We start from the raw sequence: 23462 nt of genomic DNA on the forward strand, positions 1-23462 counted from the left end.
TTAGTTGTTATTTCTCAGAATAAAACTTCTGCACAGCTTCATCAAAATAGATCCAGCCTTTCCAGCCTAGATGAATCGTATCTTTTAAGAAATACTTATCATATTCATGGCTAGAGAAATCGACTACTGGATACCCTGCTTTCTCAACTTGCTCTCTAACCTTTGTATAATACACTTCACGGCGTTCTTTCGGGAAACCAGCGTAATCATACCAAGGTCCATTTACAGGTACAGAGATAAAGAGTGGCTTAACATTTTTTTCTTTGAAAAGATCTAAAACAATTTGTAAGTCATCATATTCTGGTGATTCATCATACGATTCATTTGCTCTAAAATTTTTTAGGCCTTTTAATTTTTTCTTTAAATTATGTTTATAGTAATACGGGTTTTCAATTCCAAATGTATTTGTAGTAGACTCCGCTTGCCCTTCTTGTTCCGCATGTTTACGTGCATTCTCCCAAGAAATTGAACGTAGTCCCATATTTGTTTTCTCTTTCATCGGTTCAATCTTAAATAAAGAATTAAATAAATCTCTATGATCTAAAATGTTTCGGTACATATAAGCAAGTGGTTTGGCTAGACCTGCTTTTATGTTATGTTTCGTATCATTATAAACAATACCTTCTAATGAATTTTTTAATATATCATCTTTTTGCACAACTTTATAATCTAATAGTCGTTTCGCGATCTGCTTCTTCATTTCAGGTTTAATGTCATCATTAAAAATAAAATGATATGCTTGTTGTTTGGAGAAATTATTAGTAAAATCTCCTTGTGATACACCCGTTTTTGTAAACCATTGTGGCGAAAGAACAAAGACGACTTTTTTACCTTCCAAATCATCCATTGTAGACGTCATATTTAAAATATGAGCTAAACTTTGCGTACCGCCAGTTCCAATTAAAAATGGTGTAAAACCTGCTGGATTTACTTTGAAATAGTTAGATGGATGGTATGCATCCATTCGTAAAAATTCAGATGAACCGTACATCGGTAAATACTGCGAATTCTCTAACATTTTCTGTTGTAAGAAAACACTTTGTAGTTTTTCTTTTTGTAAGGACGTTGCCGCATCTTCTATCTTTTTATCACTAATTAGCGATACTAAACTTTTAGACGGAATAAGCAATACAATGAAAAAAAGTACACAGGCTAAAATAATTGGTCCGAAAGCATGCTTCATCTTCATTAAATATTCCTCATTCCATTACTATTAAATTGTAACCCTTGTTTTTGACACGTCATCTTTTCTCTCCTTTTTCTCTATACATGTTCCATTCTATTTATCTATTATATACATGTATGTATTTCCTTCCTTGTTCTATTAAGTCCTATACAAATAGCGCAAGCAAATGTTTCCATAGAAACACGTTAATTATACAAGATTCTACATAAATTTCACACTGGAATTTTAGTAATAATTTTATTTTTAAACGTCGAAAAAACAAATGAAATGTCTATAATTCATCCGATTATGTATTACATAAGAAAAAAACAGACCACCACATACGTGAAGTCTGTTTCTTCATCACTTTATTTTTGTACCTCTGCCCATTTTAAGCTTGTAGCTGGACCGAATTGATGCACATATAAGTCTTTCACATATGGTTTTTGTAAGTAAGATAGACCGCGCTGGAATACCGGTGCAATTACTGCATCATCCAGAAGCATTTTTTCAGTATCTTGCAGTGCTTTCCAACGTGCTTTTTCATCGTTACCTAATTCAGTTTTTATCTTCTTAATTAACGCATCATATTCTGGATTTGCATACCCTGTATTATTTACAGTACTTCCTGAAAGGAATACTTCTAAGTAAGTCATCGGATCTGGATAATCAGGTAACCAGCGCGACAACGACATTTCATATTCTTTTTTCTTCTCTAACGCTAGTTTTTGCGTATGTGGTTGTAATTTCACATTTACTTTTAAGCCAGATAAGTTTTTCTCAAGCTGTTCTTTAATATATTCGCCTACTTTTTTAAAGTTTTCTAAGTCATAGTTTAATAACTCAAGCGTTACTGCATTCGTTCCTGTTTCTTGCTTTGCCTTTTCCCAATATTCTTTTGCCAGTTTTACGTCTGTCTTATTAAATTCGCCCGCTGTACTTCTAAAGTCTTTCTTATCTGGCCCTTTTAAAAACCCTTTTGGTACATAGTAGTTTGCAGCAACAGAACCATCATTTAAAAATGAAGTCGCAAGGCCCTTCTTATCAAACACTGTACTTAGTGCCAGACGCGCATTTTTATTTTTAAGAATCGGTACATTTTCATTGAAACGGAAGAAATACATGACTGGATCTGTATATTGTTTCAGTTCCTTATTCGTTTTATATTTATCTACAAATTCTGTAGAAATGACCGCTCTATCAACCTTATCTGTTTCATATAAATTTACCGCAGTTGAAATTTCTTTAACAATTTGATAGTTTACTTCATCTAACTTCACTTCTTGTTTATCCCAATACTTATCATTTTTCTTTATTGTAAAGCTAGCTTCATGTTTCCATTCTGATAATGTAAACGGTCCATTATATACCGTTTTATTTGCTTCTAATCCGTATTTATCACCTTGCTCTTTCGCATATTTTTCATTAATCGGATAGAAAGATGGCAAAATGAGTAGTTTCGTAAAATACGGTACAGGATGTTCCAGCTCTACGACAAATGTTTTATCATCCTTTGCTTTTACTCCTAATTCATCTAATCCTAGTTGTTTCTTATTTATTTTCTCCGCATTTTTCACATCATACGCAATATATGCATATTGAGAAGCTGTATCTGGATTAATAAGCTGCTTCCAAGCATATACGTAATCGTGAGCCGTTACTGGATCTCCGTTAGACCATTTCGCATCACGTAAATGAAATGTATAAGTCTTTCCATCCTTACTAACCTCATATTTTTGCGCTCCGGCTTCAATTACTTCATCATTTTTCGATAATCGGAATAGCCCTTCCATTACGTTATTCAAAACGTTAAATGATATCGCATCTGTTACTTTCCCTGAATTTAATGATGGAATTTCACCCGTTTCTAGTAGCTGCAATACTTTTTTCTCATCTTTCGGCTTTGTAACTGTTTTTTCTTTTGCGCAACCAACTAAAAATGAAGAAACTAATAGAGTACTAACTAACGAGTAGCGAACTACCTTTTTCATTTCCAAACCCCCTCTATTTTTTACGGTAAGTAACGGCGAGCACCAGCGTATTCTTCTATATATCCTGGTGTATTTAACGGGATTATTTCAACTGATCTTTCAGCTCTTGGTGAGTGAATCATATTACCATCACCAATATACATCCCAACGTGATGGACACTACCTTTCCCTTGATCATGCGCAAAGAAGATTAAGTCCCCTTTTTGTAAGTTTTCTTTATCAACGGCAACCCCCGCTCTTGATTGCGGTCCAGAATCGCGCGGTATTGTAATACCGTGCGATTTATAAATCGTATGTGTGAATCCAGAGCAATCAAATCCAAACCCACTTGTACCAGCCCATATATATGGTAAACCTAAAAACATTTTCCCTGTGTTGATTAAATCATCGGCTGTCGGTGTTGGAATATCCTCTTGAGAACGGTAAACCGCTCCATCATTTTTTCGTAGCCATGCTTTCTGTCCATTTGGCAACAATACGCGGTATGAAATGCTATCTTCACTTAGTAGCGGCAGTCGCGTATTATAGCTAACTTCAAGTGCTTTTTGTTTTTCAGAAGGATTTATATATAAAATTGCGGTCGGTTTCGTTACTAATACGAACGGTTCGTTTGTTTTATCTGCAAACTCTTGATTATACGTTAATTGTTTTTCCGGCATCCATCCCGGATAACCTTCTTCATTTCGCGGTGTCGGTTGTCCGTGTACTAACACTTTTACCCAGTCACCTTTCTTATCAACAACCGTTACTTCTTGACCGAGTAGTGCTTGCGTTTCTAATTTATTTGCATTTGTTAACCATAGTTTTTCATCGAGCGTCATTGATTTCGTCCATTTCCATAAATCAACTGGATTTGTTGCACTCGGTGCATCAATTGGCCGTAACGAATCAGGTGCAGTCCATAACGTTGCGGCAGATACATCTATAAACGCTTTGCTATCTTTCTTCTCTTCAGCATTTGCCGATGTAAATGATGAAAATATAAATAGAGTTGTTAATAATGCAGTTCCTACTTTTTTCATATATATCCTCCTTAAAAGGTAAGTTACTAGTCATTTCTTCTAAGATTACATATTCACTTTAGAATGAAGGTTTACCTTTGAGCCGGAGTAAGTCATTCCTTCCGGTTCTTCCATTAACCATAGCGGTGCATCAAGATCGAAATAATAAATATTTGGATGTGCAGCAGCTAAGTGTGCTACAGCACTAACGGAAAGTGAAGATTCCATCATGCTGCCAACCATACATTTCACACCTGCCGCTTCTGCAATATCTGCAATACGCCACGCTTCACGTATACCACCGCATTTCATTAATTTAATATTGATTAAGTCCGCATAGCTTCCTTGCACGAGTTTTAATGCGTCACTTGCTGAAAATATACTTTCATCAGCCATAATAGGCGTTTGTACATTTTCTTTTACGTACTTTAATCCATCCAAATCTTTCGCGTGAACTGGTTGTTCAATGAATTCTATATTTAAATTACGATTTTCCATCTCTTTAACAATAGAAACCGCTTCTTTTGGATTCCATCCTTGGTTTGCATCTAATCGTAACGTTGTATTTTTTGGTACGCTATTTCGAATCGCCTCAATACGCTCTAAATCTAAATGCACAGATTTACCAACTTTAATTTTTAAAGTTTGAAATCCTTTTTCTATATGTTGCTTTGCCTCTTTTGCCATAATAATAGGATCATCTACACTTACTGTAATATCTGTATAGATTTCTTTCTTACCGCCTAATAATGCGTAAAGTGGGACGTTTTGATATTGGCAATACACATCATATAAAGCGATATCAACCGCCGCTTTCGCACTTGTATTTCCTATACAACTCATTTGGATATGCTGTAATAACTGCTGAAATTGAATTATATCTTGACCAATTAAGCATGAACGCAGCGGCCCTAATATAGCTTCCTCAATCCCACTAGCGAAATCTCCCGTAATAACCGGTGTTGCGGCCGCAGCTCCTTTTCCAACAATTCCTTCATCTGTATGAATAAACACATCAATACTTTCAATTTCAGTTACGGTACGAAGTGCGGTTTTAAATGGAGTATGAAGCTTTACACAACGACGCTTCACCTTTATATCCGTAATTTTCATTTCGCTCATCCTTTCGTTGTCCAATAAAAAAATCCAGCCGCAAGAACTTCCTTACGGCTGGATTTTGTCTATGATTGAGTAGACAAAGCAGCAATCTGATTATATTTTTTTTTCGCATCTTTTAGCGCTACTAATAATGCCTTTTGAGATGAACCGAAATAACGATCTTTTATTTCTGTTACTAGCGCTGGATCATTAATATTTTTATGTAGAAATAAATATTTAACGAATTGAGATGTTAATGCAATTGTCGCTGAGCAATCTGCATCTACAATTTCCCCTGTCTCCTTCACAAGTACAAAAGCTACAAAATAGCTTTTAAACTTTTCCGTAATGGGATTATTTTGAGGCGCTTTCGCATCCCCTACGACATAAATTGTATTTGAAGCATACACAGCTATCTTCCTTTCTTATACAAGGATAACGGGTTTCTTAATAGTCGTACGAGCGATAAACTCAACATTCATTAAAAAATGTATCCGCTTACGAATATTATATAAAATTATCAGAATTTTAACAACATTTATCTTTACACATATTTCATAATTATGGATAATTGAATTCCATTGATGTAATGGCTTCAACTGTACATCTTACATTATGTTAGAACTCCTTGTACCATGCAAAAATTTAGCTTTTTTGTTTTCGTACTTCATTTACAAATAAAAAACAGTTAGCCAACGCTAACTGTTTCATTACTTTGGTAATACGAAAATCGTTTCATTTGACTTAGAAAATTGGTACTCTTTTCTCGCAAACTTCAAAATTTCCTCTTCATTATCCGTTAAATTCTCAATGTTAGTCTTTAGAAACGATTGATCCTTCTTTAATGTAACTAATTGTTTCTTTTGATTTGTAATCGTATCTTTTTTATTCATTATTATCTCTTGCTGTTTCGTTAAAATATATTGAACATACAAAGTAGTCGCTGCAATAAAAAGAACCATTAAAATAAGTCGTCTTAACTTCTTTTTGTTTATAGTACGATTGTCACTAGGTTGTGATAGTTGCTCTGGTATATTAGGAACATTTACTCTTTTGAGTTTCCTCATTTCAAGTCCCCCCAACCCATATTTTTCACTACCATAGGCACGTTTTCTTACTAAACTAAATTCTATTCTTATAAAATAAGTTCCTTCACAAAAATATCTCACAAATTAACCAATTAAAGATAGCATTCGACGACATTTCCATATTTACATCGAGATTTTTTATGTATGCTGCAATAAAATAGTAGTTTATGTTATTCTTTTTCTACTATTGTAGAAGAGTTTTTTTACTTAGCACTTTATTTTATCTCCTCAACATAAGGATTCGCATATAAATCAATATCAAAATCAGCTTTAATACTGTTAGCAAAATCAATTACTGGATTATCTAAATGAACAGCTGGTGTATGGCCATCATTTATTTTAATTACAATAGTGAATCTACATTCTAATCCAAATTCTCTTTTTAGTTCATTAATAATGGCTGACTTATCTTTTAGTTTTAGAATTACTTGCTCCATTACATCTCCTACATCTAATGATTCCTGATATCCTGTACTTATTTGCCAAGATGTATAGTTTCTTGTTATGTTTTCAGTTTCGTTTGTTTTTCTAATTATGTCCCCTTTTTTATAACTTATAGTTGGGCTTACTTGCAATCTTTCAGAAACAACCTCTACTGGAAATTCATCTCCGGACAGATTGAAATAAACTATTACTTGCGTTTCATCCATTAATCTCACACCTTTATTAAAAATAAATTATTATTTAATTCAATCGTTCCATTTTACTACAGACTACAAGTTGAATTTTATGCCAACCTATAACTAATATTAATATGAATCATTCTACAATTACATCTTTTTATTAAGATATAACATTTTTATTTTTATAAAGTAAAACTTTAATCAATGTAGGTTATGTTCACCCCCACTGATTATCAGCCCTCACCAATCGGTCCAGCCCCACTCCCACCTAACTTCTTTGCCCCAGCCGAGTTTTGAGGTGGGAGTTTTACTTCCCGGCAAATAGCGTGATAAACTCTATTACTAACGGCGCATTACTTCTCCATTTAAAATTGTTTACATAATACTATTATTTTTATAATTTATTATCCCAATAAAAAACAATCCATCTAACAAATGGATTGTTTTTATGTTTCATTTTTATAATTCTTTAAATAATTTAATCGTTTTTACCTTAACTGAATTTGATTTATAATAATGAAATAAAAATATATATTAAAAAACCGAGCACATTATGCATATCAAAAAATAGCTGCCTAATAAACATTTATCATTTGAAAGTTAAAATGTATTTTAACCTTTCATTTGAAAAAAATACGTATAAACCCTCTAAAATGAGCAGACTTATCATACTAATCTATAACAATTTTGCCTTCTCCCCTTACCTGTTTCCTTTAACACATATGATTTTAAAACAAGGGCAGTTAATGAATCCGTTAATGTTTTATATGATAAATTAGACAATGCCAATAGATCGTTTGTATATAACATTCTATGCTTCTCTAATAATAATAGTACTAATCGTTCTGACGGTTTTAATGTCTCATCACTTTCTAGTATAAAGTCTATATTTTTCATTTCTCTAATTATTGCTCCTTATATAAAAAAATACTTTAAATGATTATTTAATATAAAAATAATACATAACAAAATTTGAAGTATACTAAAATAACATCATTTTAAAACACTATTATACTATAACATAGAAAAAGCATTTCCCAAAATAGGAAATGCTTTTCTTAATTCACTTTCTTATATTGCTTATATGATTGTTCCAAACCTATATTATATTTCGTGTTTTTATCCGTCCAGTCTTCTCCTAAATTACCTGGCCATCCTGATGTATTAGCGACATATTTTAATAACTCCCAATCTTTTAATCCTTTTTTCACACCGCGCTCATATGATTTGACCATATTAGTGATTGCTATTTTTGCATTGATTTGTGAATCCATTAAACTTTCTTCAGATAAAGAGGCTGGTGCTAATCCGCCCCGATGCAATTGGAATAATCCAAATGATGTGCCCTTATCCCCTATCGCTTTTCGATTCAATTTTGTTTCATGGTCTGCGATAGATAGTGGAATCCAATCTGGAATATCATACCTCTTAGCAACTTCACCAATTATTTTCTTATTATTTTCAATCTCTTTATACTTCTCATATTTTGAATAAAGAGCATTCGTTACTGTTACTAACGTAAGTAATATGAATATATATTGCAACGCTTTTTTCATCATTTCATCTCCTGCTTTGTGTATACTTCACTTCCTACTCACACTATAAAGCCTTTATGTGACATTCATTTGACGAAATGATATGAATGATGCATAAGTTAATAATAAATTAAGTTTTTCTAAAATCACTTAAACAAATAAAAACGGTTAGCCACCCATGTTCTAAACATGAGTGGCTAACCGTTTTCGAGTGTCTTTTTAATAAACACGTTCTACCTTATATATTTCTTGCAATATGTGGTTTGCTGTAATGACTCGTTCCGCCGCCACCTACTACTACTTTACCGCCTTTTCCAAAGATTAATAATTTACTTGAACCATCTGCAAGAAGTACTATTACTTCCGCATGATCACTTGTAGCTACATAGATTACATAACCGCTTTTTGAAATACACGTTTCCCAATTCTCATCAAATTCTGATCTAACTACCCGATTAGAATACACTTGATTTTCAATTCTTCCTTGTTCTTCGTTTTCCAAATTTATTCTCCCCTTTTCCTTGAATAGTTATATATATATTAAAATAGCAGTCCTGTTTAAAATAGTGACCGATTTTAACATAAATAGTATATGTAGGTAGTAGAAGAATGCTTGGACAATGAAAACGTATCAGCATTTAAAAATTTTACAATCGAAACTTCTCTTTAATCATTTCCGCTACTTCTTTTGGACTCAAGTAAGTATTATTAATTTTTATATACTCTTCTTTTTCAATTTCACCATGAAGAGAGTTTAATCTATGCTTTTTCATCGTTTCTTTTAAATTATTTTCAGACCATTCAATATCTCTTTTTTCGGTTTATGTTCTAATCTATGCGGGCTTTTATTCCGTTCTAATCTTTCATCTAATTCCGCTTCCAGCTCTACAAAATATACCGTCCCACCTTTTGATTCAAAAATACTTACTACATGATGTATATAATCCCAATCGGATTGGAGGTCAAATGCCCATACATAAGTAAAAATCATTCCAGATAAATCACTTTTAGATACTTCTTCAAATATTTCATTACGAAATAAACTTACTAGTCTTTTTGCTTCTTTCGTACTGTAATCAAAAATTGGACTTACTAAATCAATTGTCATATGGTTATGAAAAAGTTTTAAACCGGTTAATGTTGCTAATTCTTGCCCCACTGTCATTTTCCCAACTGCTTGTGGGCCAAATATTAATATGAATTTCATTTATTTCCCTCCTATCGCTCTCTATAAACAATTACATAAAATAGAAAATAAGGCAGTCGATTTCGTATCGATTGCCTTATTTTTATTAATAGTTTCTGTACTATTTTTTTCGCACAGCTTCAAACGTAACCATTTGATTTGCATTTGACGGCTCTTTTTCATATACATAGTCAGCAGAGCAAGTAATGTTAGAGAAACCAATACTTTCTAAAAGGAGTTTAAACTCTTCTATACCATACCACCGCATTGCAAAACGTTGTAGTTCTGTTTGCGTTAACTGTCCTTTACTCCACTTTTCATATTTTAAATATGATACAGTAATTTGGTTCAGCCAATCCATTTCAATTGATTTCTTTTCTAACGTAATTCCGTCTCCGCTTGGCAGAGAAAAAGTCGATGTGTGAATTTCACCTGTCTTCCAGTCATACGGAAGTATAAGATCTACAATTAAGCGCCCACCTGGATTAAGATGTTCATACAAACATTTCAAAGCATTTATAGAATCCTCACGATTTTCAATTAAACAAAAGGATCCAGTAGGAATGATAATCGCCTCATACTTATGTGGTAGTGAAAATCGATGTAAGCTTCCTTCATATAAATTAGGATGTAAGTCTCTCTCTTTACACCGCTTACGGCAAGAATCTAGCATTTCAGGCGAATAATCTATCCCATCAACGTTAAAACCAGCTTCAAGAAATGGAATAATGACACGTCCTGATCCTACAGCTGCTTCAAGAATTCTTCCTCTACAATTTTTTAAACGTTCTTCATAATACTCAATATCACCATTTAAAGAATAACCGACAGGCTTTGTGTAATCATAAAGTTCCGTACAAAGTGTACTATAAAAACTAAACATTTATTTTCTCCTCCGTTTTATACGTACGGAAGATTTCAATTCAATTAATCTTCCTGTACCTTTAATTTTAATGAAAATTCGAAAGAGCTGACTGTCATACTATATCACTCGCTTTCCATAGAATATAATCACATTGTATAATATTTCCTTCAAAATGAATATATAGAAATCGAAAATTCAGACTTATTTCGAAAGGATGATATGATGAATTCATTAATTGGATTTCTTTTTCTTCTTATCACTTTTAATGCTCTAATTTTCTTTATTGCAAAGAAGTATAGGCGAATATGGAAAATTGCCAGTGGCATTTTCATCCTTTCTTCCCCCATCATTTTCTTCGCGACTATGCATGTAATTGGTGAAAAAGTTGGAGATGGTTTCGCTGGAGGTGCTGCTGGGCTTACCTTTAGTGGAATTTTAATCCTAAATGCAATTGTTTTATTTGTTGTAAGTATTTTTAATAGAAATTCATAATCGCCTCCTCGTATTGATAAACAATTACACCCCAAAATTTAAAGAGCTTACTATATAGTAAGCTCTTCATTAAAAATCATTTATTTCACAATCGGTAATATTACTTCGCTTAATTTTACTGTAAGCTTCGTACCCGCTTTCGGTCTAATTGTATAATCATAGTCACTAGCAATTAAAACGATCCCAATTTGATGTCCTGCTTTAAATACATATTCATCTGGCTGCATGTCCCATGTAAATGTATAATCTTTTCCAGGTTGAAGTGCTGTTGAATTTTTTATACTATTTAAGTTTTGCGGGTCCATCCAGCCTCTCGTGACGATTTCAGGCTTTGCTCCACCGTAATCAACAAGTAAAGCTGTTAAATTCGCTACAGAACGGTCAATATTTCCTTTGAATGAAACTTGTGCTGTACCGCTTATTCGTGTATCTTTTTGCAATACTGGCATTGTATACACTAATCGATTTGCTACTTCTAATTCCGGGTTTGCTACTAATTGGTTTGATTTCATTTTTGCATCATCTACGAATGAGAAAGTCTTATTAGCAGATCCCATACTTAATGGCAAATTGACTGCTTTATTACTTAAATACATTCGGATTTTTGACGGCACAGCCGCTGGATCTGGCCAATTTTTTAACTTTTCCCATGTTTTATTTTCTCGTTGTACATCAACCATTGGTTCATCCATAATTCCATTTTCAATTCCGTACAACCAATAATCTAACCATTTATTTTGTGTTTGCTGCCAGTTATTACTTGATGTTCCGCCGTGTCCACCTTGATGTAACCACATTTTACGAGGTACATCATTTTCTCCAAGTGCATCCCACCATTGCGCGAACTGCTTCGTTTTTACGTTCCAATCGTTTAAACCGTGAACGACAAATACGCTCGCTTTTACATTTTTAGCATCTTTCACATAGTTACGTTTATCCCAAAAATCATTATAATTACCAGTTTTCCGGTCTTGTCCATCAGTGAGCTCTTTTATAACTTGTCCGCAAACTTCAGGGTTTTCCCTTGTTAGTACTGCTTCTGCCATATTATCTGTATCTTCCCCTTGATACCCACCTGGCGCAATGACTGCGCCATTTGCACGATAATAATCATACCAACTACTAATCGCTGCGATTGGAATAATTGTTTTTAACCCTTCAACTCCAGTCGTCGCAACAGCATTTGGTAACGTACCATTATAAGAAACCCCTGTCATACCTACATTTCCAGTAGACCAATTTGCATTTACTTCTTTTCCATCTTCTGTATATGCTTTCGCACGCCCATTTACCCAATCAATGACAGACTTCGTCCCCAATATTTCCTGTTCGTCTCCAGTCGTAGGACAGCCATCTGATTTTCCAGTACCGATACTTTCTCCTAAAATAACTGCATAACCTCTTGGCACGTAATAGTTTCCGTACGAACCAAGATTAACCGCTCCATACGGTTTTCCTTCATACGCATACAATTCTTCATCTACATTATATACAGGAACATCTTTTAATCCAGCTCGATATGGACTCATTTCATAAATAACAGGAACTTTCACATTCGGATCAGTTTTTGGACGCATAACCTTTACTGATACACGATCCTTTTTACCATCGCGATCACTATCAACTTCTGTTTCTACAAACAAATTTTCAATAATCGCTTCATCAAGTGAGTAAATAGGTTTTGTCATCCCATTTTCTAATTCAATTTTTGTGTTCGAATGTAATGCTTCTGAAACTTTTCCATTTAACTTAACGCCATTTTCATTTCTAGTGTTTGTTTCCTTATTTTCTGCATACGCAGTGATAGTAGAAACTCCTGATGTAATTGATAAAGATAAAATAGCTGATAGTGTAATTGCAATTTTCTTTTTCTCCATGCCCTTCCCTCCCCAATACTTCTCTTCTTACTATACAACAAAATTACTGAAAATTCAGTTTATATTTTATACAATAACTTGAGAAATTTGTAGAACATTCTCCCTACGAGCTTTCAAAATTATATAGTTCCACTTAATACTGTCTTATAATCATAAAAAAGCATCGTCTCCTATTGAAAATAGACGATGTTTTTTAGTTTTTAATTAGCCCTTCTTCATATAAATATCAAACTGTATCTCTCCATCTATAGTAGAGACTCCATATTCAAAACCATGTCTTTCTAAAATACTTTTCACTATCGCTAATCCTAATCCTGTACCTGATTTTTCTTTACTACGAGAAGATTCTAATACATAAAATGGTTCCCAAATTTTATCGATATCTTTAATTTGTTCAGCATGAATACCATTTTGAATTTGAAAATATATACCATCGTTTCTATTTTGTAAATAAATTTCCACATTTTGATTCGTTGTATATTTAATCGCATTAGAAATTAAATTTTGAAACACCATTCCCATTTTATTTAAATCTGCATAAATGATTGTATCACCAACAGTATTGTTCACTTGCAAATTGATTTCTTTCGATTCCAGTTCAATCTTATGTTTATCTATTATACTTTGGACTAGTGGCTCAATAGGGAATTCTTCTTTTTGTAATATATCTCTTTCTAGTTTAGAAAATCGTAATAACTCTTCAATTAGATTTGAAATTTGATCAGTTTGTTTAATAATTGTATCTACGTACGTACCATCATCTAAACCATCTTTTATTCCCATAGAATATGCTTTTACTAATGCGATAGGTGTTTTTAATTCATGAGTCATATCACCCATAAATTGTTTTAAATGTTCATTACGATCTGTTAAATCTTGATGTGCTTCATGCAATTTATCACTCATAATATTGATACTATTGGCTAAGTCTCCTATTTCATCGTTCGTTTTCACTTTCGTTCTTTTAAACTTCAAACGTGAAATTTCTTCTGCGACATCACTTAATTCTTTCAATGGTGTCGTGATTGTTTTTGAAAGTATCCACACAAGTAAAATAATGAGAAGGATTGAGAAACACAAAATGTATAAGTAGAATGTATTTAACGTATTAATAATTTCATTTGAATTTGCAATAGAAGTCCCAATTAAAATTATCGTATCATCTTTCGCAATATATTTAGCAAAAAAGCTTGCTTTTACCTTTCCTTGATCATATAGTTTATTCGATTGCCCTTCCGTTTTCACTTTTATGACTTCGTCTTTCGTAATCCACAGTTTATTTAATGTTACCTTCTTTCTCATAAGTTTTGTGTGTAGTGCTTCGTTCATATCAACTATTGACTGGTTGATTGGCGTATACACAATTGAAACATTACTTTCATTTTCAATTGTATGGATAACATCTTCTAAATCTTTTACTGATGTATTTTGTATTTGCATTGTAAATTTATTTAAGTTTTCACGTGTTTTATAAATATTATATTTCGGTAAAAGATAATTAATTAATAATAAAGAGATCATAAAAATAAGAATAACCGTTAAAGAAATGCTGAAAAATAGCTTTTTTCCAAGTTTATTCACTTTGTTCCTCCAGACTATAACCTAAACCACGATGCGTCTTTATAATATTCTCTCCGATTTTTTTACGCAATCTCCTCACATGTGTATCAACCGTTCTCTCTTCTCCAAAATAGTCAAATCCCCATACGATATCTAACAATTTTTTACGCGTTAAAATCATTCCTTTATGATTTAAAAAGCACTTTATTAATTCTAGTTCTGTTTTTGTAATATCTAATTCTATATCATTTTTATATACTTTATTTTTGGCGAAATTTATCTTTACATCTTGCACTTGAATTACATCATCCTGTTGTACAAGCTTTTTCGCTCGGGTAATTAGTACTCCTGGATGAAATGGTTTTTTCACATATTCATCTGCCCCGCTTTGAAGCGCTGCTAATTCATCTTCACTTTCACTTTTTGCCGTAAGCATTAACACTCTTACACTTGAATTCTTTTTTATTTCCTGACAGACTGTAATACCACTATGTTTCGGCATCATCCAATCTAAAATAGCTAAATCTATTTTCTCATCATAAAAAATTTGAAGTGCTTCCTCTCCATCTTTTGCTAATAAAACTTCGAAGCCTTCTTTTTCAAAATAAGCTTTTAAAATTTTCAACATATCTTGTTCATCATCTGCAATCAATACTTTCATAATTTATCCTCCATTACTTTTAAACAAAAACCAATTGTATCATACAACTTCTTTGTTACATGTATGTGACAGAAAAATATTTAAACCTTTTGAGGGTATAGTAAAGATGAGGTGTTGTATTATGAAAAAAAAAATCGGGTTCATTTCTCTTCTTTTCTTCCTATTATCAACAAATGTGCTCGCAAATACAAATCAACAAATTGAAGTGTTTGATTGCAAAAAAGAAATGGTCATTCAAAAACAATCTTTAGATCCAGCAATCCAAAAAGAAGCAGTTCAATACGCTAAAGCAATAACTGGACCATTTAAAAACTTAAACGTCGTTCCGAAAGATGGACATATGATAAAAATCCCTTTATCTAAACCTATTTCTATTACGAATCAATGGTTACATACTACAATAGACGAAGTACTTATACTGCTCCCACAAAATGAAAAACCTTATATTATGCTATATGATGATGAGAATAATCCGCATTTTTATTATGTAAAAGGTAATCCAAATAGATTATTGAAACAAATGAATGTTACATTATAATTTAAGAAAGATCCCACAAATATCATTTGCAGGATCTTTCTTTATCGGTTAACAACTTGATTTTCATTAAAAAAATGCATAACCTGTCTTTTATGATGTTTATCATGATCTACAAATTCTTTAATAATATATATAAGAGAATACGGCGTTCCAGTATGAGGACAATGTGATACTCCATTGGCAGTTACAGGTTTCTTTAGATTTCCAGCAGGCAATAAACTAAGTTCTTTTACGAGTAACTCTCTTTTTGTTTTTGCTTCTTCAAGAAGTTTCATCTTAGATATACCCGATTTGGCATAACTAGAGGCTATTTTATTATATGTATTAAAGTCAGGGAACTCCACTCCCTGTCCTTCTCTCACTGATGGTAAGACCTTACTTAAAAGACATTCATCCCAATTCATAATATGAGATACAATCTCACCAATAGTCCATTTCCCCTCTGATATTGATGCCACCCACAATTCTTCTTTCATACCTTTCAATGTATTTAACCAAATTGAATATTCATTGAAATCATGAATAATTTTATTTTCTTCCATCATCCAATTCCCCATTCTAATAATAGATTCAAATGAATTATATCATCAATCCACATAAAAATAGAACAAAAGTTCTGTCAAAGTGGATAAATAATAATTCACTACATCCTTTTATATAAGTTCAAATAATGGCTCGCTCCTACATATTTTTTCCCTTTCACAAATCCACCCGAAGTATAAAATTTGTCACCCTGTTCCGTATCTGTATTTAAGACAACGATATTAAAATATTTTTTAGCATCACTTAAAATTCGCACTAACAGTAACCTCCCTAATCCTTTCCTTCGGTATTCTTTTGCAATATAAAATCTTCTTACCCTACCAATCTTATTATTTTCTGTATATGGATCCTCATTTAGCCCTCCTATTCCAATTAACTTTTCCCTTTGAAAAATACCATATAAACATTCTCCAGTTTTATTAAATACATTTATTTTGTTTTCATATTCATTTATTAATTTTATTAGGAAGTTAAAACCTCCTTCCTTACTGTCCTGAACGAGATGACTAATTTCATATTTCATTAAATTTTCTATTTGTTGAATATGTATATCTTTCAAGTAAATTCCCTCCCTTAATATAAAAATATATAAAAATGCTCAAGAATCATTTATTCTGAGCATTTTTATGGTTGTTACCTTATTCAATTCGTAGCATGCGTATTCTGCACTTCAGACAATATTCCCTTCAACTCCATTAAATCATCTATTACTATATCGGCACGAGCCAGTTCATCTTCTTGTGCAAAATCAAAATTGCATCCAATCGCAATTAAACCGTTATCTTTCGCTGCATTTATATCAGATAGTCGGTCTCCAACTACGGCTGCCTCTTTTATATCATATTTGCTCAAAATGGTTTTGACTAAGTCACTTTTATTTAGCGATTGTATTTGTTCAATACTACATGTTTCAGTAACCCACTGATCCAAAGCATAATAAGATACGATTGCTTGTAAGTATTCTTTTAAGCCATTACTAGCAATGTATATTGAACAATTATTTTCTTTTATGTGCGTAAATACTTCTTTTACATTCGGATATAAAGCACCTTTTCCGCTCTTTATGTTTTCAATTAATCTTTCCAAAAAATATGCGTCTGTTTGTTCTCTCACTTCAATAGAATGGTCTGGTAATAACGTCTCCCAAACTTTCGGTAACGGCACACCCATAATTTCACGATACTTATCAATTGGCGTTACTGCATCCCATAATTGTAGTGACCGCAAATGATTAAAAGTATCATCTACCGATACTTCTAAAATTTTATCTGTTTGAAATAACGTTCCGTCCATATCGAAAATTAGTGCTTGAAACATGTCATCCTCTCCTTACATAAGCTGCAAATATTCATCAATATCTTTAGAAATTTGTATAAAAGCTTTATCCCAAAATTCATAGCTTGTTATATCTATTTGAAAATGTTTTTTCATGAGCTCTTCTACTGGAGCTTTTCCTGTTTCTCGTAGAAATTCTTTATACTTTAAATGGAATGTACTTGAGTTTTGCTTCGCTATTTCTAATAAACTAAAACTTGCTAAATATCCAAATGTGTACGGATAATTGTAAAAAGGAACATCCGCAATATAAAATTGAATATATTTAATCCACACGAACGGCTGATATTCACTTAAAGCATGTCCATATGCTTCTTCTTGTGCCAATATAGATAACTTCTCAATTTCGTCAGCACTTATGGGACCTTCTTTACATTTTTCATAAAAATTCTTCTCAAATTGAAATGATGCTCGAATGGCCATAACATAATTAAAAGTATTTCTTATTTTCCAGCTAAGTAATGACTTTTTCATATCTATACACTTTGTTGTTTCGATTAAATAGTTTATGAGTACTGTTTCAAAGAAAATAGACGCTGATTCAGCTGTACTCATTGGCAAATAATCATCTAAAAAAGAAGTAGAGTGTTCAAAACTCATATTATAAAAATGCCAAGCATGTCCTAGCTCATGAGCAAGTACTCTTACACTATCTATACTCCCATCATAACGCATGGAGATTCGTGATTCTTTCTCAATGAAAAATGGAGCACAAAAACCACCTGGTGGTTTATTCTCTCTCGGTTCAGCATCTACCCATCCACTTTCTATCGCATTACGTGCAAATTCTGCCAATTCTTCATTAATATCTTTTAATGCATCATATATGTTTTGTACTGCTTCTGAAAAAGGAATAATAGCCTCATTATTTTTCTTTACTGTCATAAGTTCATGCCATGTAATGAAAGCTTTTCCGTTCTTATACACTTTTAAAACGCTGGCTAATTTATCTAGATTTTCTTCTGTCGCATCCCACATTTGTAATAATACAGTTTCAGAGATTTCATTCGCTTGGAGAGATTGTGTTAAAATCTCTCTATCCCCTATTTCGTTACTTTTTGTATTACGTAATCGCCCTATTTGATTTAATACAGTAGCAAAGATTTCTTTTTCCTTATGCAAAGCACTTGTAAGTAACTCGAATACTTCTAACCTTTCCTTTTCATTATCACTATTCATTGCAATATGATTTGCTTGACCAAATGATAATTGTTTATTATTGTGCTCTATTTCTATCTTATTTCTTAATTGTATGTACATATTTTCCCACGCATTTAGTTCATCTTTTATGAACCTAGTATTAATATTATCAGAAATTGCCACCTCACTTTGTTGTATTACTTGCTGTACTTCACTTTTTAGTTCCTTTACTTTCACAGTCAATATAGTATTGTCAGATGAAACACTTTCTTCAGCCGATCGGCAATACAAATAGTATTCTGCCTTTTCAATAGCCTGTATAAGTTTTGAAAGGATTTCCACATCCTTTGTCACTATATATTGTTCTTTCAACTCTAATATCGGAAATATAATATCTTCACACGAATATAATCGATCTAAATCCCACCTAGCAATTTCATGCATTTTTATAGCCGCCTCCTATTTTTACAAATAGTTACAGATATTTCTCCCTACCCAATTATATATGAAACTACAATTTTTTAATATCTTTAAATATTTCGTTTTTTGATGAGCAGGACTAGATTTATATTCGTTTCTTTCACCACTCAATCACAAATAGCATAAACACATGAATGATACGATGTGTAAAAAAGACAATAAAGTTATTTACTTTTAAACCTAAAACAAGCATAACCCCGTTCTAAATTTAGGACGGGGTTAAAATATAGATGTATAATTTTCGATATAAGATACTTCACTGTACTTAAAAATATAACAATAAAGTCGTTTGAAAATCTAATTTTTATTCAACAATAGCGCCTATTGTTGAATAATGTTCAATTTTAAACGAATAAAGCCATTAATATTAAATTTTGATAGCCGTCATCCAATTTTACACCCTTTGCTTTTCTACCCTCTTCAAAAAATCCTAGATTCTTATATAACTGGATTGCACCTAGATTATCTTCCATTACCTCAAGACAAACTTTTTCAATCTTACTGTTATTTTTAGCCCAATTGATTAACGTTTCTAGAAGAGCTCTTCCAATACCATAATTTCGATATTCAGGTAGTATGGTCATCGCAAAAGCCCCTTGATGACTAATTTTTTCTTTGTTTCCGTTCTTAAAATCGATTGCACCGACTAACTTACCATCAACTTCAGCAATAAACTGTACATAATTTGGATTTTCATGATAAGCTTTTAACGTTTTTTGAATAGCATCAACACTCATCTTTTTTACACCTTCAACCGTACTTAGCATGTATGGAGCATTTATTAAAGCTTTTGAAGCAGCATTTAGCATTCTTTCTGCGTCCTGTTCTTTAGCTTCTCTAATTATTACTGTTTGTCCATCCTTAAATTTATAAGTAAAAACATTAGTTGATAATATATTATACACACCCTTTCGGAATATAATTAATCGGATTCTTTAACTATTCCACAATTCTTAAGTAAGAGAAAGTCGTATCACCTTTTCTGTAATCGCCCTCCTTTAACTTAATAACAATTATTTCAAATATTTTTAATTTTGACAAGAAATCGTTTCGTTATATAGTTCGATTGTTGAATAACATGACTGGCGTTTTTAAACAACTTTATTATCTCTGTACACGATTACTGATATAAGTATCACTTCACCAATACCATATCGACCAATTATCACAGATTAAAAATAAAAAAGGATTGATCAAAAGATCAATCCTTTACTCTACTTCATTTAAGAAAAATAATGTTATAACGCCAGGTCCTGTATGTGCACCGATTGCTGCTCCAATTGTATTTACGATAAATACTTCACAGCCGAATCTTTCCGTAATTAATGCTTTTAACGCTTCAGCTGTTTCTAAGTCGTCGCCATGAGTCATTGCGATTGTTTGACCTTTAAGTTCTTTCCCACGCTCTTCCATAATATCTACAATTCGGCCAAGTACTTTCTTTTTCCCTCTTACCTTTTCAAGTGGTACAAGTTTTCCTTCTTCCACATTTAAGATCGGCTTAATGTTTAATAAACCGCCGATAAAACCTGCTACTTTACTTAAACGTCCACCTCTAACAAGGTACTGTAAGTCAGCCACAGTGAAGATATGTTCCATATGGTTCATTAAAAAAACGACACGTTTTAAAATATCTTCTTTTGATGCGCCGTCTTTCGCCATTTTAGCAGCTTCTAAAACGACAAGCCCTTGACCAAGCGAAGCACATTTCGTATCAATAATCTCCAAATCTAAATCTGCATATGTTTCTTTTACTTCCTCTTTAATGACAATTGAAGATTGATATGTACCAGACAGTTCAGATGAAAAAGCTAAATATATACAAGGGTTACCTTCTTTTGCATAAGAAACAAATTTTTCTTGGAAAGTTTCAAGTGAAGGCAATGATGTTCTATAAACAGCGCCTTCTCTCATTTTTTGCAATAATGTAACTGACTCTAATGTAACTCCATCTAAATACTCTGTTTCTGCTTCATCATATACACGGAGTGGAATTAAATCAATATCATATGCTTGCAGCAATTCTACCGGTAAATCCGCCGCACTATCCGTAATGATTTTAACACCCATTTTTAAACCTCTATTCTGTTATAAATATAAAATAATAAAATAAAAATAGTACTTTTAAATTATATACGTAAAACTTAAATGAAGAAAGGAAAACACTTTATATTGTATGCACTATTCTCCAAAACTTGAACTGTTAATAAAAATCATGCCATTTTAACCACTTTTTCCTGAAAATATATTATGTATAATGGAAATAGTAAAAGTTTTCTGAAGGAGGATGCATATGAGTATTCAACTGGCTACATATAATGATCTAGAATGGATTAATAATCAATACGAATCAATAGGATTTGTACGGAGCGATTTAAAGCGAGATAAAGTTGCAATCATTACATACAACAATGAGTACGCAGGTGTTGGACGACTAGTCAAAATAGATGATAATACTATAGAAATGGGTGGGATTTTTATTCTCCCAAAATTTAGAGGTCTACAATTAGCTGGGGAACTTGTTTCATTTTTAGTAGAAACTGCGAAAAAATTACAAGTACAAAATGTGTATTGTCTTCCTTTTGAGGAACTAGAAAACTTTTATAAGAAATATGGCTATACTGAGGTCGATACTACGAAAGAAGTTGTCCATCCAATTATTCTAAAAAAATATAATTGGTGTTTAAAACATTATGATAAACATGTATTACTGTTTAAATTGTAAGTTTTCTATAATGGGGGTGGATACACTTTGTGTTACACCTCATGTTTTAACAAAGATTTATCCATTTCATCTATTAAAAGAATTAGTTTTTTAAAGCGATCCATCAATTGTATTTCATATCTTTCCCAAACGCTTATTAGCAAGCTCATTTACAAACTTGCTAGCATTATTTTTAAGTTTCTCTAATACATTTTCCTGAAGAAATTTTTAACTAATTGATGTAGAGATGATTAATTATCTAATCCGCACCCAAACTTCCTGTTCTTGTAACAATTGCACAGTTAATTCCAATACAAGGTTTTGTATTAACTGATACGCGTTATCATGCGGTGTACTTCGTTCCGATATAAATTCAATACATTGAAAAATATAACCTTCTACGAGTAAGCTCCCTTTTTCAATTTTAGATGGATTATTTCCTTTCCTTATTATTTTTGGTAATAAAAACTCATTTTTTGTTAAAATAATTTCCTGTGACACCTCTTTTATTTCTATAACTTTTTCTTTAAATACCACTTTTTCTCGTAAATTAATTTCACCTTTATACTTCCCTATTTCTATTGGTAATTTCGCAGGTATATAATTATTTACTCCTCCTTCATCTTCCTTATCTAAAATTATTCCGTGTATAGGAATCCACGAAGATGTTCCTACCCAATTCTCTTCCATATTACTTTTTATTTTTTGATTAGAAAGTTCTAAAAGCACTCTCTTTTCATAAAGGTTTGAAGAAACTAAATTACAATTAACTTCTCCTTGATAATGTTGCACTGTAGTTAATAACTTAGTATCCAATTCACAACCCCTTTCATCTTTTTGATTCCGAAATACAAATACTTCTTGATTTTTCACATTCATATTAGGGAATTTTATAAAACTAGTCACATCTGAAATAATAGAAAATGGGGTTTTTACTACTTTTGAACGTACTAAGGTCTCTATTTTTGATTCTGAATCTTGACGTTTTTTCTGTGACTCTGTTTCTTTACTCTTTTTCTCGGATTTAACTGCTTCTTCTTTTTTTGACTTTGTTTTTTTACTTTCTTTCTCTGATTCAATTGTTTCTTCTTCTTTTTTCGACTCAGTTTCTTTACTTTCTTTCTCTGATTCAATTGTTTCTTCTTCTTTTTCCGACTCAGTTTCTTTACTTTCTTTCTCTAATTCAATTGTTTCTTCTTCTTTTTTCGACTCAGTTTCTTTACTTTTTTTCTCTAATTCAATCGCTTTATCTCCCTTTTTTGATTCTGTTTTTTACTTTTTTCTCTAATTCAATCGCTTTATCTCCCTTTTTTGATTCTGTTTTTTTACTTTCTTTCTTTAATTCAATTGCTTTATCTTCTTTCTCTGATTCTGTTTCTTCAATTTTTTCCTTTTTTCTTATTTCGCGTGCATCATCTTGAACATTCAGCTTTTTCCCTTTATAAACTTTGTTCCATATTTCCTGACCAACCCATGGATTTTTCATCACCATCCCCCCGTCTAATGAAATTCATAAAAATATGTTTTTTGTACGCGACCATTTCATCATTATATATGTTTTATAATAATAAAAAAGACAT

The 23462-nt window shown here is 32.2% G+C and carries 23 protein-coding genes and 2 pseudogenes; 3 read left to right on the top strand and 22 right to left on the bottom strand.

The window, feature by feature from the left end; all coding sequences use genetic code 11:
* Positions 1-7: 7 nt before the first annotated feature.
* The 12 genes and pseudogenes from dltD to BTOYO_RS00710 form a co-directional block, all read right to left on the bottom strand.
* A complete protein-coding gene (gene dltD, locus BTOYO_RS00655; protein ID WP_000782332.1) occupies positions 8-1189 on the bottom strand; it encodes a D-alanyl-lipoteichoic acid biosynthesis protein DltD in 1182 nt (393 codons plus the stop codon).
* A gap of 344 nt (positions 1190-1533) precedes the next feature.
* Complete coding sequence (locus tag BTOYO_RS00660; RefSeq protein ID WP_000758272.1) at positions 1534-3156, bottom strand: peptide ABC transporter substrate-binding protein; 1623 nt, start codon at positions 3154-3156, stop codon at positions 1534-1536.
* 20 nt (positions 3157-3176) lie between these two features.
* Positions 3177-4178 carry a C40 family peptidase gene (locus BTOYO_RS00665; RefSeq protein WP_000755463.1) on the bottom strand — a complete coding sequence of 334 codons (1002 nt, stop codon included), beginning with the start codon at positions 4176-4178 and terminating at the stop codon, positions 3177-3179.
* Between the two features lie 45 nt (positions 4179-4223).
* Positions 4224-5270, bottom strand: coding sequence for a dipeptide epimerase (locus BTOYO_RS00670; RefSeq protein ID WP_000704542.1), 1047 nt, complete (start codon positions 5268-5270; stop codon positions 4224-4226).
* A gap of 68 nt (positions 5271-5338) precedes the next feature.
* A complete protein-coding gene (locus BTOYO_RS00675; RefSeq protein WP_000271325.1) occupies positions 5339-5665 on the bottom strand; it encodes a DUF3870 domain-containing protein in 327 nt (108 codons plus the stop codon).
* 300 nt (positions 5666-5965) lie between these two features.
* Positions 5966-6322, bottom strand: coding sequence for an FtsB family cell division protein (locus BTOYO_RS00680; RefSeq protein ID WP_001228732.1), 357 nt, complete (start codon positions 6320-6322; stop codon positions 5966-5968).
* A gap of 236 nt (positions 6323-6558) precedes the next feature.
* A complete protein-coding gene (locus BTOYO_RS00685) occupies positions 6559-6993 on the bottom strand; it encodes a DUF4279 domain-containing protein (RefSeq protein ID WP_000344615.1) in 435 nt (144 codons plus the stop codon).
* A 639-nt stretch (positions 6994-7632) separates the two neighbouring features.
* Positions 7633-7863, bottom strand: a complete 231-nt coding sequence (locus tag BTOYO_RS00690; RefSeq protein ID WP_000789036.1) for a hypothetical protein — start codon at positions 7861-7863, stop codon at positions 7633-7635.
* 161 nt (positions 7864-8024) lie between these two features.
* Entirely contained in the window at positions 8025-8525 is a 501-nt protein-coding gene (locus BTOYO_RS00695; RefSeq protein WP_002038830.1) for a hypothetical protein, read from the bottom strand.
* Positions 8526-8739: 214 nt separating this feature from the next.
* Positions 8740-9003: a hypothetical protein gene (locus BTOYO_RS00700; RefSeq protein ID WP_000426647.1), complete on the bottom strand. Its 264-nt coding sequence runs from the start codon at positions 9001-9003 to the stop codon at positions 8740-8742.
* A 145-nt stretch (positions 9004-9148) separates the two neighbouring features.
* A pseudogene (locus BTOYO_RS00705) lies at positions 9149-9708 on the bottom strand (AAA family ATPase).
* Between the two features lie 100 nt (positions 9709-9808).
* Positions 9809-10570: a class I SAM-dependent methyltransferase gene (locus BTOYO_RS00710; protein WP_000490894.1), complete on the bottom strand. Its 762-nt coding sequence runs from the start codon at positions 10568-10570 to the stop codon at positions 9809-9811.
* A 204-nt stretch (positions 10571-10774) separates the two neighbouring features.
* On the opposite strand from BTOYO_RS00710, the gene BTOYO_RS00715 reads away from it, so the two are divergent.
* Positions 10775-11044 (top strand): hypothetical protein, encoded by a 270-nt coding sequence (locus tag BTOYO_RS00715; protein WP_001086638.1) that lies wholly within the window; start codon positions 10775-10777, stop codon positions 11042-11044.
* An 80-nt stretch (positions 11045-11124) separates the two neighbouring features.
* On the opposite strand, the gene BTOYO_RS00720 is transcribed toward BTOYO_RS00715, so the two are convergent.
* From BTOYO_RS00720 to BTOYO_RS00730, 3 genes are all read right to left on the bottom strand, one after another.
* Positions 11125-12921 (bottom strand): Xaa-Pro dipeptidyl-peptidase, encoded by a 1797-nt coding sequence (locus BTOYO_RS00720; RefSeq protein WP_000412267.1) that lies wholly within the window; start codon positions 12919-12921, stop codon positions 11125-11127.
* Positions 12922-13125: 204 nt separating this feature from the next.
* Positions 13126-14502 (bottom strand): HAMP domain-containing sensor histidine kinase, encoded by a 1377-nt coding sequence (locus BTOYO_RS00725; protein WP_001037230.1) that lies wholly within the window; start codon positions 14500-14502, stop codon positions 13126-13128.
* Positions 14495-15142, bottom strand: a complete 648-nt coding sequence (locus BTOYO_RS00730; RefSeq protein ID WP_000865955.1) for a response regulator transcription factor — start codon at positions 15140-15142, stop codon at positions 14495-14497. Before BTOYO_RS00730 ends, BTOYO_RS00725 begins: the two co-directional genes overlap by 8 nt.
* Positions 15143-15263: 121 nt before the next feature.
* On the opposite strand from BTOYO_RS00730, the gene BTOYO_RS00735 reads away from it, so the two are divergent.
* Positions 15264-15680 carry a hypothetical protein gene (locus BTOYO_RS00735; protein WP_000726753.1) on the top strand — a complete coding sequence of 139 codons (417 nt, stop codon included), beginning with the start codon at positions 15264-15266 and terminating at the stop codon, positions 15678-15680.
* A 41-nt stretch (positions 15681-15721) separates the two neighbouring features.
* On the opposite strand, the gene BTOYO_RS00740 is transcribed toward BTOYO_RS00735, so the two are convergent.
* The 6 genes from BTOYO_RS00740 to BTOYO_RS00765 form a co-directional block, all read right to left on the bottom strand.
* Positions 15722-16222, bottom strand: a complete 501-nt coding sequence (locus tag BTOYO_RS00740; RefSeq protein WP_000392137.1) for a DinB family protein — start codon at positions 16220-16222, stop codon at positions 15722-15724.
* A 101-nt stretch (positions 16223-16323) separates the two neighbouring features.
* A complete protein-coding gene (locus tag BTOYO_RS00745) occupies positions 16324-16782 on the bottom strand; it encodes a GNAT family N-acetyltransferase (protein ID WP_000651690.1) in 459 nt (152 codons plus the stop codon).
* 83 nt (positions 16783-16865) lie between these two features.
* Positions 16866-17540, bottom strand: a complete 675-nt coding sequence (locus BTOYO_RS00750) for an HAD family hydrolase (RefSeq protein WP_000484702.1) — start codon at positions 17538-17540, stop codon at positions 16866-16868.
* Between the two features lie 12 nt (positions 17541-17552).
* Positions 17553-19142 (bottom strand): M3 family metallopeptidase, encoded by a 1590-nt coding sequence (locus tag BTOYO_RS00755; RefSeq protein ID WP_000544325.1) that lies wholly within the window; start codon positions 19140-19142, stop codon positions 17553-17555.
* A 380-nt stretch (positions 19143-19522) separates the two neighbouring features.
* Entirely contained in the window at positions 19523-20083 is a 561-nt protein-coding gene (locus BTOYO_RS00760) for a GNAT family N-acetyltransferase (RefSeq protein WP_000282372.1), read from the bottom strand.
* A 304-nt stretch (positions 20084-20387) separates the two neighbouring features.
* Positions 20388-21248 carry a DegV family protein gene (locus BTOYO_RS00765; protein ID WP_000538271.1) on the bottom strand — a complete coding sequence of 287 codons (861 nt, stop codon included), beginning with the start codon at positions 21246-21248 and terminating at the stop codon, positions 20388-20390.
* A 223-nt stretch (positions 21249-21471) separates the two neighbouring features.
* Here BTOYO_RS00765 and BTOYO_RS00770 point away from each other — a divergent pair, with 223 nt between their 5' ends.
* Positions 21472-21903 (top strand): GNAT family N-acetyltransferase, encoded by a 432-nt coding sequence (locus tag BTOYO_RS00770; protein ID WP_000027173.1) that lies wholly within the window; start codon positions 21472-21474, stop codon positions 21901-21903.
* Between the two features lie 234 nt (positions 21904-22137).
* Here the strand turns inward: BTOYO_RS00770 and BTOYO_RS00775 are convergent.
* Positions 22138-23368: pseudogene (locus BTOYO_RS00775) on the bottom strand (BC_2427 family protein).
* Positions 23369-23462 lie beyond the last annotated feature (94 nt).

Source organism: Bacillus toyonensis BCT-7112, assembly GCF_000496285.1.
Classification (GTDB): Bacteria; Bacillota; Bacilli; order Bacillales; family Bacillaceae_G; genus Bacillus_A; species Bacillus_A toyonensis.

Coding starts and splice junctions, on each gene's coding strand:
- dltD (WP_000782332.1), bottom strand. CDS start 1,189: ATGAAGATGAAGCATGCTTTCGGACCAATTATTTTAGCCTGTGTACTT.
- BTOYO_RS00660 (WP_000758272.1), bottom strand. CDS start 3,156: ATGAAAAAGGTAGTTCGCTACTCGTTAGTTAGTACTCTATTAGTTTCT.
- BTOYO_RS00665 (WP_000755463.1), bottom strand. CDS start 4,178: ATGAAAAAAGTAGGAACTGCATTATTAACAACTCTATTTATATTTTCA.
- BTOYO_RS00670 (WP_000704542.1), bottom strand. CDS start 5,270: ATGAAAATTACGGATATAAAGGTGAAGCGTCGTTGTGTAAAGCTTCAT.
- BTOYO_RS00680 (WP_001228732.1), bottom strand. CDS start 6,322: ATGAGGAAACTCAAAAGAGTAAATGTTCCTAATATACCAGAGCAACTA.
- BTOYO_RS00685 (WP_000344615.1), bottom strand. CDS start 6,993: ATGGATGAAACGCAAGTAATAGTTTATTTCAATCTGTCCGGAGATGAA.
- BTOYO_RS00690 (WP_000789036.1), bottom strand. CDS start 7,863: ATGAAAAATATAGACTTTATACTAGAAAGTGATGAGACATTAAAACCG.
- BTOYO_RS00695 (WP_002038830.1), bottom strand. CDS start 8,525: ATGATGAAAAAAGCGTTGCAATATATATTCATATTACTTACGTTAGTA.
- BTOYO_RS00710 (WP_000490894.1), bottom strand. CDS start 10,570: ATGTTTAGTTTTTATAGTACACTTTGTACGGAACTTTATGATTACACA.
- BTOYO_RS00715 (WP_001086638.1), top strand. CDS start 10,775: ATGAATTCATTAATTGGATTTCTTTTTCTTCTTATCACTTTTAATGCT.
- BTOYO_RS00720 (WP_000412267.1), bottom strand. CDS start 12,921: ATGGAGAAAAAGAAAATTGCAATTACACTATCAGCTATTTTATCTTTA.
- BTOYO_RS00730 (WP_000865955.1), bottom strand. CDS start 15,142: ATGAAAGTATTGATTGCAGATGATGAACAAGATATGTTGAAAATTTTA.
- BTOYO_RS00735 (WP_000726753.1), top strand. CDS start 15,264: ATGAAAAAAAAAATCGGGTTCATTTCTCTTCTTTTCTTCCTATTATCA.
- BTOYO_RS00740 (WP_000392137.1), bottom strand. CDS start 16,222: ATGGAAGAAAATAAAATTATTCATGATTTCAATGAATATTCAATTTGG.
- BTOYO_RS00750 (WP_000484702.1), bottom strand. CDS start 17,540: ATGTTTCAAGCACTAATTTTCGATATGGACGGAACGTTATTTCAAACA.
- BTOYO_RS00755 (WP_000544325.1), bottom strand. CDS start 19,142: ATGCATGAAATTGCTAGGTGGGATTTAGATCGATTATATTCGTGTGAA.
- BTOYO_RS00765 (WP_000538271.1), bottom strand. CDS start 21,248: ATGGGTGTTAAAATCATTACGGATAGTGCGGCGGATTTACCGGTAGAA.
- BTOYO_RS00770 (WP_000027173.1), top strand. CDS start 21,472: ATGAGTATTCAACTGGCTACATATAATGATCTAGAATGGATTAATAAT.